Below are 15,682 nucleotides of genomic sequence, written 5' to 3' on the forward strand. Positions count from 1 at the left end.
CTCCCAGGTGCCGTGCCGGACCGACGGCGGGATCGTCCGTGTGCCGGGCAGCAGAACCTGACCGAACCGGGGATCCGGTTCCGTCTGCGCGGTCTTCACGGGGTCGAGACACGGTTGAGCCTTCTTTCACGACAGGGGTCCGCCCATTTTAGAGTCCGAATCTGGGAAATCCCCGATCCGGGCTCCATGGGAGCGGCGCAGGCCTCGCCGGCGCCGGGGTAAAGCTAGAAGCCGAGCTTGACGAGCTGTTTGGGGTCCCGCTGCCAGTCCTTGGCGACCTTCACGTGCAGGTCAAGGTAGATGCGCGCGCCGAGCAGGGCCTCGATCGCCTTGCGGGCGTTGGTGCCGACTTCGCGGAGCCGGGCGCCGCCCTTGCCGATGATGATGGCCTTCTGCGAAGGACGCTCCACGTACAGGTTGACCCGGACGTCGAGGAAGGGCTTGTCCTCGGGCCGGCCTTCGCGGGGAACAATCTCATCGACCACGACGGCCAGAGAGTGCGGCAACTCGTCGCGCACGCCCTCGAGGGCGGCCTCGCGGATGAGTTCGGCGATCATCACCGCTTCCGGCTCGTCCGTCAGGTGGCCGTCCGGGTACAGCGGCGGGGACGGCGGCATGTGGGTGATCAGCACGTCGGCGAGGGTGCCGACCTGGAAACCGTCCGCGGCGGAGACCGGGACGATGTCCTTCCAGCCAGCCTCGCCCAGGACCTCCCGGCCCAGGGCGGCCACGGCGAGCAGCTGCTCGGTGAGGGCCTGGCGGTCCACCGTGTCGGACTTCGTCACGATGGCGATGACCGGCTTGCCGCCGATCGCGGCGAGCTGGCCGGCGATGAACTTGTCGCCCGGGCCGATCTTCTCGTTGGCCGGGAGGCAGAAGCCGATCGCGTCGACCTCGGCGAGGGTGTCGGCGACCAGTTCGTTGAGCCGCTTTCCCAGCAAGGTGCGCGGGCGGTGCAGGCCCGGTGTGTCCACCAGGATCAGCTGGGCGTCGTCCCGGTGCACGATGCCCCGGATGGTGTGGCGCGTGGTCTGCGGCTTGGCCGAGGTGATGGCCACTTTCTGGCCAACCAGGGCGTTGGTGAGGGTTGACTTGCCCGCGTTGGGGCGCCCAACCAGCACCGCGAACCCGGCGCGGTAGCCGCCGTGGGCCGCTTCGCCGTCGGACTTATTCTGCTTGCTCACGTGAGACTCCCTGTTGGATTGGTGCGGCCTCGTCGAGAAGGTCTTCAAGGTCAGTTTCTACTTTTGGCACGGCGGCCGCAATGATGTGGCTGACGCGGTTCCGCCGGCCCTCAAGCCGGTCGGCACAGAGGGACAGGCCGTGGACCTCGACGATGCTGCCGACAATCGGCACCCGCCCGAGGGCCTTGGCGAGCAGGCCGCCCACGGTGTCCACCTCGTCGTCGTCAAGATCGAGATCGAACAGCTCGCCGAGGTCCTCGATGCTCATCCGCGCGCTGACCCGGTAGCTTCCGTCGCCGAGTTCCACCGCCTCCGCGCTCTCGGTGTCGTATTCGTCGACGATTTCACCGACGATTTCCTCGATGAGGTCCTCAAGGGTGACGAGCCCGGCAGTGCCGCCGTATTCGTCGATCACGATCGCGACGTGCGTCGATTCCTTCTGCAGTTCGCGCAGCAGTTCACTCACCGGCTTGGAGTCGGGCACATAGCGCACGTCGCGGGCGAGCTGGTCCACCACCGGCGGCTCCTGACCGGGCGCGAGGTTGTGGATGACCGCGGCCACGTCCTTGAGGTAAACGATGCCCAGAACCTGGTCCGTGTTCTCGCCGATCACGGGGATCCGGGAATAGCCCGAGCGCAGGAACAGCGACATGGCCCGGTGCAGGCTGGACCCGGAGTCGATGCTCAGGATGTCGGTCCGGGGCACCATGACGGAGCGGACCAGGGTGTCCCCGAAATCGAACACCGACTGGATCAGCTCAGCCTCGTTGTCCTCGATCACGTCGGACTCCGTGGCGCGGTCCACGAGTTCGCGGAATTCCTCTTCGCTGAAGAAGGCCTCGTTGTCCGCGGGCGCCCCGGGGGCCACCGCGCTGCCCAGGGTGACCAGCCAGCCGGGAATCGGCCCCAGCACCCAGCAGAGCCAGCGGATCAGCGGGGCGCTGAAGCGGACCAGGCCGGCCGAGTGCACCCGGCCGAGCTGCCGGGGGGACACCCCGACAATGACGAAGCCCAGCAGTGCCATCACGCCGGTGGCGATCAGCCCCGACAGCCAGACGTTGTCGAGCAAGCTGTTAAGCAACACCGTCACGGCGACGGCTGAGGCCATATCGAACCAGATGCGCCAGAACCGCAGGGCCCGCATGTGCGCGACGGGCTGCGCCATGATGCGCTGGAGTGCGGTGCCGCGGCTGTGCAGGATCGCCGCCTCGGCATCATGCCGGGAGAGGTAGTTGAAGGCGGATTCGGCCGCGGTCAGGAACGCGGCAAAACTGAGGAACACCAGCGCCATGCCGGCGACAATCAGTGGCGTCACTGAATCGTCTCGGAGGGGGCGTCTTTGCCGGTGAAGGCGGAAAGCAGTTCGCGCTGGAGGCCGAACATCTCGTCCTTCTCTTCCGGCTCCGCGTGATCGAAGCCGAGCAGATGCAAGATGCCGTGCGTCGCGAGCAGCAGCATTTCGTCCTGGGTGGAGTGGCCCGCGTTCATGGCCTGGACCTCCGCGACCTGCGGGCAGATGGCGATATCGCCCAGCATGCCCTGCGGCGTGGGCTTGTCCGGGGTCCCGGGCGTCAGCTCGTCCATGGGCACCGAGAGCACATCCGTGGAGCCCGGCTCGTCCATCAGCTCGATGTGCAGCTTCTCCATGGCGGGCTCGTCCACGAGCAGGATGGACAGCTCGGCCTGCGGGTGGATGAAGAGGCGTTCGAAAATGAACCGGGACAGCCGGACGAGTTCGGCCTCGTCGACCGTGATGCCGGATTCGTTGTTGACCTCGATGCTCACGCGCGTTCTCCCCGCTTGTCACGGGCCACGGAATGCTTGACCCGGTTCCTCTGGATCTCGTCCCAGACGCTGTAGGCGTTGACGATGTCGCCCACCAGGCGGTGCCGGACAACGTCGGAGGCGTCAAGGACAGTGAAGTTGACGTCCTCGATGCCCTGCAGGATGTCCTCCACGATCCGGAGGCCGGAGCGGGTCCCGAAGGGCAGGTCCACCTGCGTGACGTCACCGGTGACCACCATTTTCGAGCCGAAGCCGAGCCGGGTGAGGAACATCTTCATCTGCTCCGGAGTGGTGTTCTGCGCCTCGTCCAGGATGATGAAGGCGTCATTGAGCGTGCGCCCGCGCATGTAAGCCAGCGGTGCGACCTCGATGGTGCCGGCGGCAATCAGCCGCGGAATGGTTTCGGGGTCCATCATTTCGTGCAGGGCATCGTAGAGGGGCCGCAGGTAGGGATCGATCTTGTCGCTGAGCGTGCCGGGAAGGAATCCCAGCCGCTCCCCCGCCTCGACGGCGGGACGGGTCAGGATGATCCGGGTGACTTCCTTCTGCTGCAGAGCCTGCACGGCCTTGGCCATCGCCAGGTACGTTTTGCCGGTACCGGCGGGGCCGATCCCGAAGATCACGGTGTTGGCGTCAATCGCGTCCACGTAGTTCTTCTGGTTGAGCGTCTTCGGCCGGATCGTCTTGCCGCGGCTCGAGAGGATGTTGTGGGTGAGCACCTCGACCGGGTTCTGCAGCGACTGGCTCCGGAGCATCGACACGAGCTGCTGCAGGACAGCGGGGGTGATGACGGTGCCCCGCGCGACGAGTCCCCGGACCTCGTTGAGCAGGCGCATGATCCGCGGCACGTCGGCGGCCGGCCCGCTGATCGCGAGTTCGTTGCCGCGGACATGGAAGTCGACGGCGGGGAACTGGGCCTCGATGAAGCGCAGTGCTTCGTCATGACTGCCGAGTGACTGGACCATCTGATCCGAATTGTCGAACAGGACTACCTCCGTCCGCAGCCCTGGTAGGGAGTGGGGGAATTCACCTGCGGCGCGCTCTCCGGCGCTGATCCGGGCCTTGCCGTTCGCTGCTTCAGTCATGGTGTTGGCCCGCGGGCCTCTGGTCCCCTCCAGTTCGGAAATTAGTCAGTCCCCTGATCCGGCTCCGACGGCGGTGCTCGCCTTCTGGTTCCGGGTGTCAGCGGATCCCTTTATCTTACGCCAGTGCGGGGCTGCGCACCGCGCCGGGCTGGCGGCCTGTCGGGCCGCCGCCTGGCGTCATCTGGCGCCGTTCCCGGATTTAGGTATCAACTTCGTATCGGCCTCATATCGTTCCCGTTGCAGTTCCTGCCCGCCGGCCGAATCCTGGCTTTCTCCCCGGGCCCGTATGCCATGCTGGAAATCCGCCTCGGGCACGGCTTTTTGAGCCGGGATGGGGCGACCGATCACGAGACCGAGCAGCGAAAGGCAACGGCCATCAGGGAACGCGGGACTGGACCGACAGCGGCAGGCAGGCGGATGCATCCGCGCACGCCGCTCCTCGCGCTGCCCGCGGCACTGGCCCTCGCCCTCACTGGCTGCGTGGCCACGCCCCAGACCGGCATTACCGACTCCAGCGCACCGTCGCAGGTCCTGTCCGCACAGGCGTCGGCGCCGACCACGAGCGCGCCGCTGGAAACTACGCAGGCATCCAACAAGGCCCCGGTGTACTGGATCGGCAGGAGCAACGACAGCACGTTCCTGTACCGGGAGTTCCGTGACGTCCCGGATCAGGACAACCCGGTCACGCGGGCGCTCCGGGTCATGATGTCGCAAAAGCCGCTCGATCCGGACTTCTTTACGCCATGGCAGAACCCGAAGAAACTGGCCAGCTCCATCTCGGGCAAGAACGTCATCACGGTGGACATGTCCGCGGACGCTTTCAACAGCAATGTGGATCCCGCCATGGCCGAGCGTGCGGTCCAGCAGCTCGTCTACACCGCGACGGCCGCCGCTGCCAGCGCGGGGCTTATCGATGCCGGCCAGCAGATCCAGGTAGTGGTGCTCGTGGACGGCCATACCGACTACGTCGCCTTCAACCACGTCCGCCTGGGCTCCCCGACCGCACGCGGCGCCGGGATGGTCGCCCCGGTGTGGATCATTGATCCCCAGGAGGGGGCCTCCGTGGACGACGGCGCGGTCAAGATCTCCGGACGCAGTACCGTTCCGGGCGGCAACCTCCGGTGGGAGATACTGCGGATCGACGGCACCGTCGAGACCAAGTACCTGGACGGGACGGTCACGGCCTCGGCTGAAGCCGGCCAGTCGGGGGCGTTCAGCCTGTCGGTCAACCTTGGGCCCGGCAACTATGAGGTCCGCATATCACAGCTCGAGGCGGGCAACCCGGCCGAGGATCTGAACGTCGACACCCGCGGATTCTCCGTCAAATAGCGGTCAAGTAGCAGCGGCCGCTACCAGCGGCCGAGAATGTCGCTGGCGAGGACCGTAGCGGCGGGACCGGCCGTGGATGAGCGCAGCACATGGTGCCCGAGCAGGGCTGTCACCGCGCCCGCATCGCAGAGCCTGGTCACTTCCCGCGGGCTGATGCCGCCCTCGGGTCCGACGATCAGCAGCACCTCACGTCCGCCTGAGTCGGCGCCGGAGCCGTCGCCAGGGCCGTCAACCGCGGAACCGGCGCCCTGCCAGGCCTCCAGGACCCGGCGCAGCGGCCGCACGGCGTCCTCGTGCAGGATAATGGCGAGGTCCGCCGCGGCCACTGCCGCCTGCAACCCGGCGCCGTCGACGGCGGGGCGGACCTCCGGGATCCAGGCACGGCGCGCCTGCTTGGCCGCCGCGGTGACCACCGACTGCCACTTGGCATGGGATTTCGCCGCTCGTTCCGCCTTCCAGCGGACAATCGAACGTTCCGCCTGCCAGGGCACGACGGCGTCGATCCCCAGCTCGGTGGCGGTCTCGGCGGCGAGCTCGTCCCGGTCGCCCTTCGCGAGGGCCTGGACCAAAACGAGCCGGACGCCGGGCCGGGGCTCCTCGGCGAGTACGGAGCACTCCACGGACAGTTCGCCGGGCGCGACGGCGGACACGGTGCCGGTCAGGCGTTTTCCGGCGCCGTCGGCGATGTCCACGGTCTCCCCCACGGCAAGCCGCTTCACCGTGACCGCATGGCGGGCCTCGGGTCCGTCAAGGACGAAGACGGAACCGGGGGCCAACCCGTCCAGGGTGCCGGGGGAAGTGAAGAAGACCGGGTTGCTCACCGCTACAGGTTACCGAGCCGGTCCCGCAGCTTCGCGAAGACCCCGCCGCTCGCGGCAAGCTTCCCTTCGCTGAACTGTTCCCCGCGCAGCTTCGCGAGCTGGCGGAGCAGATCCTCCTGGGCGGCGTCGAGCTTGGCGGGGGTGTCCACCTGGAGGTGGACCTTGAGGTCGCCGCGGCCGTAGCCGCGCAGGTGGGTGACGCCGAGCCCGCGGAGCGTAATGACCTCGCCGGACTGGGTGCCGGCCTTGACATCGATCTCCTGCCGGCCGTCGAAGGTCTCGAGGGTCAGCTCGGTGCCCAGCGCGGCAGCGGTCATGGGGATGTTGAGGCTCGCGTGCAGGTCGTCGCCGTCGCGCACGTACGTGGCGTCGTTGTTGACGCGGATCTCGACGTAGAGGTCTCCCGCGGGGCCGCCGGCGGGTCCGGCCTCGCCCTGCCCGGAGAGCTGGATGCGGGTGCCGGTGGCGACGCCGGCGGGAACCTTGACCGTCAGGGTGCGCCGGCTGCGGATCCGGCCCTGGCCGGCGCATTCGTTGCAGGGGTCCTTGATGACGGTGCCGAAGCCCTCGCAGGAGCCGCAGGGGGCCGCAGTCATCACCTGGCCGAGAATGGAACGCACGGCGCGCTGGACCTGGCCGCTGCCGCCGCAGATGTCGCAGCGTTCCGGGTGGCTGCCCGCACGGCAGCATGAGCCCTCGCAGGTGGGGCAGGTGACGGCCGTGTCCACTTCGAGTTTCTTGTTGATGCCGAACACGGCGTCGCGGAGGTCGATCCGGACGCTGATCAGGGCGTCCTGGCCGCGGCGGACCCGCGAGGCCGGACCGGCCTGGCCGCCGGCGCCGAAGAACGTCTCGAAGATGTCTTGGAACGCGAAGCCCTGGCCGGCGTAGCTGCCGCCGCCAAAGCCGTTGTCGGTGCCGTTCTCGTTGCCCGTGGTGTCGTAGATCCGGCGCTTCTGCGGATCGGACAGCACCTCGTAGGCGTGGGTGACGGCCTTGAAGCGGTCCGAGGCGTCGTCCCCGGGGTTTACGTCCGGGTGGAGGGTCCGCGCAAGCTTGCGGTAGGCCTTCTTAATCTCTTCTCCGGTCGCTTCGCGGGAGACTCCCAGAACGTCGTAATGGCTGCTCAAAGTGTGTATCTCTTCCTTTTTGTACTGCCGGTGGGGCACTGCCTGTAAGGGGCAAGAAGTGTGGTGTCGGCCCGTCCGGCCGCTCGGGTGGACGCGGTTCGTCAGGGGCCGAGAATCCGCGAAAGGTACCGGGCAACGGCCCGGACGGCGGCCATGGTGGTCGGATAGTCCATCCGGGTGGGGCCCAGCACTCCGACTTTCGCCGTCGCGTCCGGGCCGTAGCCGGTCGCGACCACCGAAGCCTCCGCGAGTCCGTCATACGGGTTTTCCCGGCCGATGCTGACCGTTACGCCGCGCGGGTCCTCGGCCATGTCGCTCAGCAGGCGGAGCATGACCACCTGCTCCTCGAGCGCCTCCAGCACCGGGCCGATGCTGAGCGGGAAGTCAACGTTGGAGCGGGCCAGGTTGGCGGTTCCGGCCATAACCATACGCTCTTCGCGGCTGCTGGTGGCCAGCGCCTCCAGGCCGCGGGCCAGCGCCTGCGCCGCGCCGCGCCGGGCGGGCGGGCTACTGGCAATGACCGACTGCAGCGACTGTGGCAACAGGTTCAGCGGGGTGCCTGAGAGGCTGCCGAGGAACCGCGCGCGCAGTTCAGAAAGGACCTCGTCGGAAAGTTCCTGCCCCGCGTCGATGACCCGCTGTTCCACCTTGCCGGTGTCCGCGATCAGCACTGCGAGCACCTTGCGCGGCGCCAGCAGGACGAATTCGATGTGCCGCACTTTGGCCCGGCTGAGGTGGGGGTACTGCACGACGGCGACCTGGTTGGTCAACTGCGCGAGCAGGCGGACGGTCCGGTCCAGGACGTCGTCGAGGTCCTCGGAGCCCTCCAGCAGCGCCTGGATGGCGCGGCGCTCAGCCGGCGAGAGGGGCTTGACCGCCGAGATCTGGTCCACGAAGAGCCGGTAGCCCTTGTCGGTGGGGATGCGCCCCGCGCTTGTGTGCGGCGCGGTGATGAGGCCCTCGTCTTCCAGGGCCGCCATGTCGTTGCGGATCGTGGCACTGGACACCCCGAGGTGGTGCCGCTCCACGAGGGCTTTGGAGCCGACGGGTTCCCGTGAATGGACATAGTCCTCCACGATGGCGCGCAGCACTTCGAGCTTGCGTGGTTCGCTCACGCCCCACCTCCAATCGACTGTCCCGCATCCGGTGCCGCCGTGAACCGGCCACGCCGGACACTGTTCCGGCACAAAGACATGTTGGTTAGCACTCGCCATGCCTCAGTGCTAACCAGTCTAATATGAGTCGCCGCATTGTTAGCATTGGATTCGCTCCGGGCGTTCCTCCCGGGGCGGGTGTTTTCGGGCACAGCCCGCCGCAGCAATCCGACCGCAAAGCAGTGTGTAACCGATGTCGTTCCAGAATTGGGGCCCCCAGGACCTGTCCGCCCCCGCCAAGACCCAACTGCCTGAAGTGCCTGTGGAGCGCGGAATGGTACTCGAAGATGTGCAGTCCGGCTGGGTGGGTGCCGTGACCCGGGTGGAGAAGTCCGGCGGCATGCACGTCGTGGCCCTCGAAGACCGCCGCGGCAAGTCCCGGTCCTTCCGCCTCGGCTTCGGCTTCCTGCTGGAGGGCCAGCCGATCCGGCTGATGCCGCCGGCACCCCGGGCCGCCGCAGCCGCCGCAGGCACCAGAACGGCCTCCGGCTCCGTCCGGGTGGCCGGCCAGCGCGCCCAGGTGGCCAAAGCCAGCCGGATCTGGGTAGAGGGCAAGCACGACGCCGAACTCGTCGAAAAGGTCTGGGGTGACGATCTGCGGATTGAGGGCATCGTCGTGGAGCCGTTGCACGGCATCGATGACCTCGCCGGTGCCGTGGCCGCCTTCCGGCCCGGGCCCGGGCGCCGGCTCGGTGTCCTGGTGGATCATCTGGTTCCCGATTCCAAGGAATCCCGGATTGCCGAGACTGTGATGGCGTCCCCCGGTGCCGCCGGCAACGTGCTGATCGTCGGCCACCCCTACGTCGATGTCTGGCAGGCAATCCGGCCGGCCGTGCTGGGAATCGAGGAGTGGCCGGTGATCCCCCGGGGCGTGGACTGGAAGACCGGGATCCTGATGGCGTTCGGCTGGCCGCACAGCACCAAGGAGGACATCGGCCTGGGCTGGCAGAAGCTTCTTGGCGCCGTGCGGAGCTACGCCGACCTGGAACCCTCCCTGCTGGGCCGGGTGGAGGAGGTCATCGACTTCCTCACCGTTCCCTGAGGAGCCGCGCCGCGCGCCGCCGCCAGCGGGCCGATCCGTGATTCCGCGCCCGAGCAAGTATTCTTGGTACGACGGCTACGCTCCAGGCGCAGCCCTGGCACCGCCAGGCACCAATGCACCACCGCAATCCGAAGGACGACACCGTGGCAGATGACGCACGCGAACACAATGGCAACCAGGCCGGCCATGGCCAGCCCCCGTACCATGGCGTTCCCGCAAATGCGCTGCCACTCACGGCGAACGAGGACCGGCAGTGGGCCACACTGGCTCACTTCGGCGGCATCCTGGGCTGCGTTCCCGCGCTGCTGATCTACCTGATCTTTAAGGACCGCGGACCGTTCACGGCGCAGGAGTCCAAGGAAGCGCTCAACTTTACGTTGCCCCCCACCGTTGCTGCCGTCGTGTGCAATCTGCTGGTCTTCGTTCCGGTGGTGGGCAACATCTTCGCCGTCCTGGCCACGGTGATCTGGATCGCCGTGACGTGCTTCTCGGTCGCCGCCGGCATCCACGTCAACCGCGGCCAGCCGCACCGCTACGAGTACAACCTCCGCTGGATCAAGTAGGGAGCTGCCACGGCCGAGCCCTGCCCGGGAAGTCCGGCAGGACCACCGTCAGTCCGGCAGGATCCTGCGGACCACGGCGTCGGCGAGCAGCCGTCCCTTGAGCGTCAGGACGAGGCTGCCGCGGAAGGCCGCCACGGGATCCACGAGGCCGTCGGCGATCAGTCCGGCGACGGCGTGCCGACCGGTGTCGCCCAGTCCGCCGAGGCTGGCGATCTCCAGCCCGGACTGCAGCCGTGCTTCGAGCATGACGCGCTCCACGTTGCGGGTCTCCGAATCAAGCGTCTCCCGGCCGGCGGCCGGCGATAGTCCGGACCCCAGGCGGTTGGCATAGGCGGTGGGGTGCTTGACGTTCCACCAGCGCACACCGCCGACGTGCGAGTGCGCGCCGGGGCCGATGCCCCACCAGTCGTCCCCCCGCCAGTAGGCAAGGTTGTGGCGGCAGGCCTGCTCCGGGGTGCGGGACCAGTTGCTGACCTCGTACCAGGAGAGCCCGCCGGCCGAAATGAGTTCGTCGGCGAGTTCGTACTTGGCCGCATGGTCGTCGTCGTCGATTCCCGGCACCTCGCCGCGGCGGATCTGCGCGGCGAGTTTGGTGCCCTCCTCGACGATCAGCGCGTAGGCGCTGATGTGGTCGGGACCATAGGACAGTGCCGTCTCCAGCGAATAGCGCCAGTCGGCCAGCGACTCCCCCGGCGTTCCGTAGATCAGGTCGAGGCTGACGGCGAGGCCGGCCTTCCGGGCCCACTGGACCGCCTGGGGCACCCTGCTGGGGGTGTGGGTGCGGTCCAGCACCTTCAGGACGTGCGGCACCGCGGACTGCATGCCGAAGGACACGCGCGTGAAGCCGGCGTCGGCCAGCAGTTGCAGGGAAGCGGGGGTGACGGAGTCCGGGTTCGCCTCGGTGGTCACCTCGGCGCCGGGCGCGAGGCCCCAGGCCCCGATGGAGGTGGTGAGGATCCGTGCCAGGTCCGCGGCGGGGAGCAGCGTGGGTGTTCCGCCGCCGAAAAAGACCGTGCTGAGCGGACGTGCGGGCAGACCGCTGCTCTTCAGGACGGCCGCTGCGAAATCGACTTCCGCGACGGCGGTGCCGGCGTAGGCGTCCTGGGAGGCCCCGCCGCCCAGTTCCGTGGCAGTGTAGGTGTTGAAGTCGCAGTAGCCGCAGCGCACGGCACAGAACGGGATGTGCACATACAGCCCGAAGGCCCGGTCCGGCGCCCCGTCCAGCGCCTGGGCGGGCAGCAGCCCGTCCGGCGGTGCCGGGTCACCCAGCGGGAGGGCGCTAGGCACGGTCCGGGCCTGCCTGCGTGGGGACAGTCATTACTGGCACCGCTACTTCTTGGCCTTGTCCTTGGACTCGTCCGTGGTGAGGGCGGCGATGAACGCTTCCTGCGGGACCTCGACGCGGCCCACCATCTTCATGCGCTTCTTGCCTTCCTTCTGCTTTTCCAGCAGTTTGCGCTTCCGGGTGATGTCACCGCCGTAGCACTTGGCGAGCACGTCCTTGCGGATGGCACGGATGCTCTCGCGGGCAATGATCCGGGACCCGATGGCGGCCTGGATGGGCACCTCGAACTGCTGCCGCGGAATGAGTTCGCGCAGCTTGCCGGTCATCATCACGCCGTAGGCGTAGGCCTTGTCGCGGTGAGTGATGGCGGAGAAGGCATCCACCTGCTCGCCTTGGAGCATGATGTCGACCTTGACGAGGTCGGCCACCTGGTCGCCGTCGGCCTTCCAGTCCAGCGAGCCGTAGCCGCGGGTCTTGGACTTGAGGATGTCGAAGAAGTCGAAGACGATCTCGGCCAGCGGCAGGCGGTAGCGGATCTCCACCCGGTCCTCGGAAAGGTAGTCCATGCCGCCCATGACGCCGCGCCTGCTCTGGCACAGCTCCATGATGGCCCCGACAAACTCGTTGGGGGCCAGGATGGTGGCGGCGACCATCGGTTCGCGGACTTCCGCGATCTTGCCGGTGGGGTATTCGCTGGGGTTCGTCACGTGGACGACCTTCTTGTCCTCCAGCGTGACCTCGTATTCCACGTTGGGGGCCGTGGAAATGAGGTCCAGGTTGTATTCGCGCTCGAGCCGCTCGCGGGTGATTTCCAGGTGCAGCAGGCCCAGGAATCCCACGCGGAAGCCGAAGCCCAGTGCGGCGGACGTCTCCGGTTCGTACACCAGGGCGGCGTCGTTGAGCATCAGCTTCTCGAGCGCATCGCGGAGCACCGGGTAGTCCGTGCCGTCCAGCGGATACAGGCCCGAGAAAACCATCGGCTTGGCATCGGCGTAGCCGGGGAGGGATTCGGAGGCCGGCTTGGCCAGGTTGGTGACGGTGTCGCCGACCTTGGACAGGCGGACGTCCTTCACGCCAGTGATGAGGTAGCCCACTTCGCCGACACCGAGGCCCTTGGAGGGGGTCGGCTCCGGGGAGCTGACCCCGATCTCGAGGAGTTCGTGGGTGGCGCGGGTGGACATCATCTGGATGCGTTCGCGGGGGTGCAGCATGCCGTCAACCACGCGGACATAGGTGACCACACCGCGGTAGGTGTCGTAGACCGAGTCAAAGATCATGGCACGGGCCGGGGCGTTGGGATCACCCTTGGGGGCCGGAAGGTCGCGGACGATCTTGTCGAGCAGGACCTCGACGCCCACACCGGTCTTGCCGGAGACGCGGAGCACCTCGTCGGGGTCGCCGCCAATCAGGTTGGCCAGTTCCGCCGCATATTTCTCGGGCTGGGCTGCCGGGAGGTCGATCTTGTTCAGGACCGGGATGATGGTGAGGTTGTTTTCCATCGCCAGGTAGAGGTTGGCGAGGGTCTGGGCCTCGATGCCCTGGGCCGCGTCGACCAGCAGCACGGCGCCTTCGCAAGCCGCGAGCGAGCGGGAAACCTCGTAGGTGAAGTCAACGTGTCCGGGAGTGTCGATCATGTTCAGCGCGTAGCTGACGCCGTCGAGCTCCCAGGGCATACGGACTGCCTGGGACTTGATGGTGATGCCGCGTTCGCGCTCAATGTCCATGCGGTCCAGGTACTGGGCCTTCATGTCACGGGACTGGACCACGCCGGTGTACTGGAGCATCCGGTCGGCCAGTGTGGACTTGCCGTGGTCAATGTGCGCAATGATGCAGAAGTTCCGGATGATGGCCGGATCTGTTGCCGCGGGCACCGGGGCGGTGCGGGCCATGGGAGACACGCAGGGTCCTTACTGTTGGCAATACTGGTGGCTTTTCCACAGATCGGCGCGGCGGCTGGTTTCCCAGCCTGCGGCGCGCCGCATCTCTGAACCTATAGTCTCCCACGTCCGGGCCCATGGGAGTGCATCCCCGCTTCGGGCCTGCCCACGGGCGGCCGCCTCACTGGGTACGCTGCCGGTAGTGTTTCCCCATGGCTTGGAACTTACGCTCGATCGGCAATGCAGTCCGCAGCACCCTGCGATTCCTGGAGGGGCGACCGGGCTCCGCACCCGGCAGCTCCGGCACTGAGGCCAGGTCCGGCACGGCCGGACCCAAGGGCAAGTCCGGAACACGGACCCAGCCCGGACCCAACGCCCGGCCGGGACGGAATGGCACGAAGACCGGCGGACGCCCGGGGACCGGCCAGGGCGCCGCCGCCGGATTGACCAACCCGTATCCCGGCGATTTCCGCGGAACGGCAAAAGTCAGCTACGCACCCTCCCCCAACGGCCGGCCCGAGCCGGGCGAAGTTGTCTGGACGTGGGTGCCCTATGAAGAGGATCACTCGAGGGGCAAGGACCGCCCGGTGCTGCTGGTGGGCACGCGCGGCCGCTACTTGCTCGGCCTGATGCTGACCAGCAAGGACCACGACGGCGACGCGCACCGCGCGGAGGACTACGTTGACATCGGAACCGGCCCCTGGGACCGGCAGTCGCGTCCCAGCGAAGCGAAACTGGACCGTGTCCTGCAGATCGACCCGCAGGATGTCCGGCGCGAGGGCGCCATCCTCGACGCCGGAAGCTTCAGCGTCATCGCCGGCGTCCTGCAGCGCCGCCACGGCTGGCGCTGAACGCCGCTAAATCGCCACTGCGCCGGCCTCTCTGCTACTATTGACAGCTGTGTGTCCGTGCAGGTCGACGGCCACAGATGGTTGGTCGCCATAGGTATCCCCACGCCGCTCAGTCAATGGCCAATCTGAAAGCCCTCTAGACCATTTTCCGCATTGAAAAAGAGAGTTCACACGTGGCTAATATCAAGTCCCAGAAGAAGCGCATCCTCACCAACGAGAAGGCCCGCCTGCGTAACAATGCAGTCAAGTCCGAGCTGAAGACGGCCATCCGCGCCGTCAACACCGCCGTTGAGTCCACGGACAAGGATGCTGCGGCTGCCGCACTGCTTTCCGCCAGCCGCAAGCTGGACAAGGCTGTCAGCAAGGGCGTTCTCCACAAGAACAACGCTGCAAACCGCAAGTCGGCCATCTCCAAGAAGGTCAACGCGCTCTAAAGGTTTCCAGTTCACTTGAACTGATGATTGTGGCCGGCACCCTCGGGTGCCGGCCACTTCCAGTTAAGCCGAAAGTCATGGCCCGGGTCATCACGGTGCGGGAGCCCGCACGGGCAGCCCGCCGTCAGCGCCGCACGGACGTCGCAATCACCGTCACGGCGTGTTCGACGGCGTAGACGGGGTCCCGTGACAGGCCCTTGACCTGGGCATCCGCCTCGGCCGTCACCTGGATGGACCGGACGAGCCCTTCCGGCGTCCAGCGCCGCACCTCACGCTGCGCCTGCTCGACAAGCCAGGGCTGCATGCCCAGCTGCTTGGCAATCTGCGCCGAGGAACCCTGGGCCCCGGCAACCTTGGCCAGGGAGCGCAGCTTCGAGGCCAACGCGGCCACCAGCGGCACCGGGTCAGCCCCCGTGTCCAGGGCATGGCGCAGGGTGGACAGGGCCAGCGGGGCGTTGCCGGCCATCGCGGCGTCGGCGACCTTGAACGCGGTGGCTTCCACCCGCCCCCCGTAATACCGGTCCACCATGGCGGAGTCCACCCCGGTGGCGGCATCGGCGATCAGTTGGCTGCAGGCGGCAGCGAGTTCCGCCAGATGGGCGCCGACGGCGTTGACCAGGGCATGCACGGCGTCAGGATCGATGCGCCGGGACGCGGCCTTGAACTCGGACGTCACGAAGGCGACCTTGTCGGCGTCCTTCTTCAGGGGCTGGCAGTCCACCACCGGCCACCCGCCGGCCTTGACGGCGTCCAGGAGCTTCTTGCCGCGCACACCGCCGCTATGGCGAAGGACCAGCACGGCATCGGGCTCGGGGCGGGCGAGGTACGTCAGCCCGTCGGCCAGGAACGCGTCATTCATGCCCTCCAGTCCCTCCACCTCAATGAGCTTCTGCTCGCCGAAAAGGGACGGGCTGACGTTCATGGCGAGGGAGCCCGGCTCGTAGTTGCCGGCATTGAGCCGGGTGACTTCGACATCGGGGGCCGCGGCGCGGACCTGCGCCCGGATGCGGTCCATGGCACGGGACCCCAGGTAGTCTTCCGGTCCGCCGACCAGGACGACGGCCGCCGGGGTCACGTCGCGCCAAGTGGCGGTGTTCGACGCGGCGGACCGTGCGCGTGGGGTCTGGGCAGCAGCCACTGAG

The 15,682-nt window shown here is 67.6% G+C and carries 15 protein-coding genes; 5 read left to right on the forward strand and 10 right to left on the reverse strand.

The window, feature by feature from the left end:
• Positions 1-224 precede the first annotated feature (224 nt).
• From era to ABIC21_RS10195, 4 genes are read right to left on the reverse strand one after another with little or no spacing between them, the layout of a single operon-like run.
• Positions 225-1,184 carry a GTPase Era gene (gene era / locus ABIC21_RS10180; RefSeq protein WP_354350278.1) on the reverse strand — a complete coding sequence of 320 codons (960 nt, stop codon included), beginning with the start codon at positions 1,182-1,184 and terminating at the stop codon, positions 225-227.
• Complete coding sequence (locus ABIC21_RS10185; protein WP_354350279.1) at positions 1,168-2,499, reverse strand: hemolysin family protein; 1,332 nt, start codon at positions 2,497-2,499, stop codon at positions 1,168-1,170. The genes era and ABIC21_RS10185 overlap by 17 nt, the downstream gene beginning before the upstream one ends.
• Positions 2,496-2,969, reverse strand: a complete 474-nt coding sequence (ybeY, locus tag ABIC21_RS10190) for an rRNA maturation RNase YbeY (protein ID WP_354350280.1) — start codon at positions 2,967-2,969, stop codon at positions 2,496-2,498. Before ybeY ends, ABIC21_RS10185 begins: the two co-directional genes overlap by 4 nt.
• A complete protein-coding gene (locus tag ABIC21_RS10195; protein WP_354350281.1) occupies positions 2,966-4,054 on the reverse strand; it encodes a PhoH family protein in 1,089 nt (362 codons plus the stop codon). Before ABIC21_RS10195 ends, ybeY begins: the two co-directional genes overlap by 4 nt.
• A 417-nt stretch (positions 4,055-4,471) precedes the next feature.
• On the opposite strand from ABIC21_RS10195, the gene ABIC21_RS10200 reads away from it, so the two are divergent.
• Positions 4,472-5,383, forward strand: a complete 912-nt coding sequence (locus tag ABIC21_RS10200) for a GerMN domain-containing protein (RefSeq protein WP_354350282.1) — start codon at positions 4,472-4,474, stop codon at positions 5,381-5,383.
• 20 nt (positions 5,384-5,403) lie between these two features.
• Here ABIC21_RS10200 and ABIC21_RS10205 read toward each other — a convergent pair whose 3' ends face one another.
• The 3 genes from ABIC21_RS10205 to hrcA all read right to left on the reverse strand — a co-directional run bounded on the left by ABIC21_RS10205 (position 5,404) and on the right by hrcA (position 8,449).
• Positions 5,404-6,204: a 16S rRNA (uracil(1498)-N(3))-methyltransferase gene (locus tag ABIC21_RS10205; RefSeq protein ID WP_354350283.1), complete on the reverse strand. Its 801-nt coding sequence runs from the start codon at positions 6,202-6,204 to the stop codon at positions 5,404-5,406.
• Between the two features lie 2 nt (positions 6,205-6,206).
• On the reverse strand, positions 6,207-7,334 hold the full coding sequence (gene dnaJ, locus ABIC21_RS10210) for a molecular chaperone DnaJ (protein ID WP_354350284.1): 1,128 nt from the start codon (positions 7,332-7,334) through the stop codon (positions 6,207-6,209).
• Between the two features lie 101 nt (positions 7,335-7,435).
• Positions 7,436-8,449, reverse strand: coding sequence for a heat-inducible transcriptional repressor HrcA (gene hrcA, locus ABIC21_RS10215; RefSeq protein ID WP_354350285.1), 1,014 nt, complete (start codon positions 8,447-8,449; stop codon positions 7,436-7,438).
• Between the two features lie 232 nt (positions 8,450-8,681).
• On the opposite strand from hrcA, the gene ABIC21_RS10220 reads away from it, so the two are divergent.
• Together ABIC21_RS10220 and ABIC21_RS10225 are read left to right on the forward strand one after the other, a co-directional pair.
• Positions 8,682-9,530 (forward strand): DUF3097 domain-containing protein, encoded by an 849-nt coding sequence (locus ABIC21_RS10220; RefSeq protein WP_354350286.1) that lies wholly within the window; start codon positions 8,682-8,684, stop codon positions 9,528-9,530.
• 143 nt (positions 9,531-9,673) lie between these two features.
• Complete coding sequence (locus tag ABIC21_RS10225) at positions 9,674-10,093, forward strand: DUF4870 domain-containing protein (protein ID WP_354350287.1); 420 nt, start codon at positions 9,674-9,676, stop codon at positions 10,091-10,093.
• A gap of 48 nt (positions 10,094-10,141) precedes the next feature.
• On the opposite strand, the gene hemW is transcribed toward ABIC21_RS10225, so the two are convergent.
• Positions 10,142-11,380 (reverse strand): radical SAM family heme chaperone HemW, encoded by a 1,239-nt coding sequence (gene hemW, locus ABIC21_RS10230; protein WP_354350288.1) that lies wholly within the window; start codon positions 11,378-11,380, stop codon positions 10,142-10,144.
• Between the two features lie 42 nt (positions 11,381-11,422).
• Complete coding sequence (gene lepA, locus ABIC21_RS10235; protein ID WP_354350289.1) at positions 11,423-13,276, reverse strand: translation elongation factor 4; 1,854 nt, start codon at positions 13,274-13,276, stop codon at positions 11,423-11,425.
• Between the two features lie 191 nt (positions 13,277-13,467).
• Between lepA and ABIC21_RS10240 the strand changes: the two genes are divergently transcribed.
• Both ABIC21_RS10240 and rpsT read left to right on the forward strand, forming a co-directional pair.
• Complete coding sequence (locus tag ABIC21_RS10240; protein WP_354350290.1) at positions 13,468-14,106, forward strand: type II toxin-antitoxin system PemK/MazF family toxin; 639 nt, start codon at positions 13,468-13,470, stop codon at positions 14,104-14,106.
• A 173-nt stretch (positions 14,107-14,279) separates the two neighbouring features.
• Positions 14,280-14,540, forward strand: coding sequence for a 30S ribosomal protein S20 (rpsT, locus tag ABIC21_RS10245; protein ID WP_024365662.1), 261 nt, complete (start codon positions 14,280-14,282; stop codon positions 14,538-14,540).
• Positions 14,541-14,664: 124 nt separating this feature from the next.
• Here the strand turns inward: rpsT and holA are convergent, their stop codons facing one another.
• Positions 14,665-15,678: a DNA polymerase III subunit delta gene (gene holA, locus ABIC21_RS10250; RefSeq protein ID WP_354350291.1), complete on the reverse strand. Its 1,014-nt coding sequence runs from the start codon at positions 15,676-15,678 to the stop codon at positions 14,665-14,667.
• Positions 15,679-15,682: the final 4 nt, after the last annotated feature.

It is taken from the genome of Pseudarthrobacter sp. PvP090, from assembly GCF_040547365.1.
Classification (GTDB): domain Bacteria; phylum Actinomycetota; class Actinomycetes; order Actinomycetales; family Micrococcaceae; genus Arthrobacter.

Excerpts from the sequence above, each read along its gene's own strand:
- ABIC21_RS10195 (WP_354350281.1), bottom strand. The coding sequence starts at position 4,054 with ATGACTGAAGCAGCGAACGGCAAGGCCCGGATCAGCGCCGGAGAGCGC.
- ABIC21_RS10200 (WP_354350282.1), top strand. The coding sequence starts at position 4,472 with ATGCATCCGCGCACGCCGCTCCTCGCGCTGCCCGCGGCACTGGCCCTC.
- ABIC21_RS10220 (WP_354350286.1), top strand. The coding sequence starts at position 8,682 with ATGTCGTTCCAGAATTGGGGCCCCCAGGACCTGTCCGCCCCCGCCAAG.
- ABIC21_RS10240 (WP_354350290.1), top strand. The coding sequence starts at position 13,468 with ATGGCTTGGAACTTACGCTCGATCGGCAATGCAGTCCGCAGCACCCTG.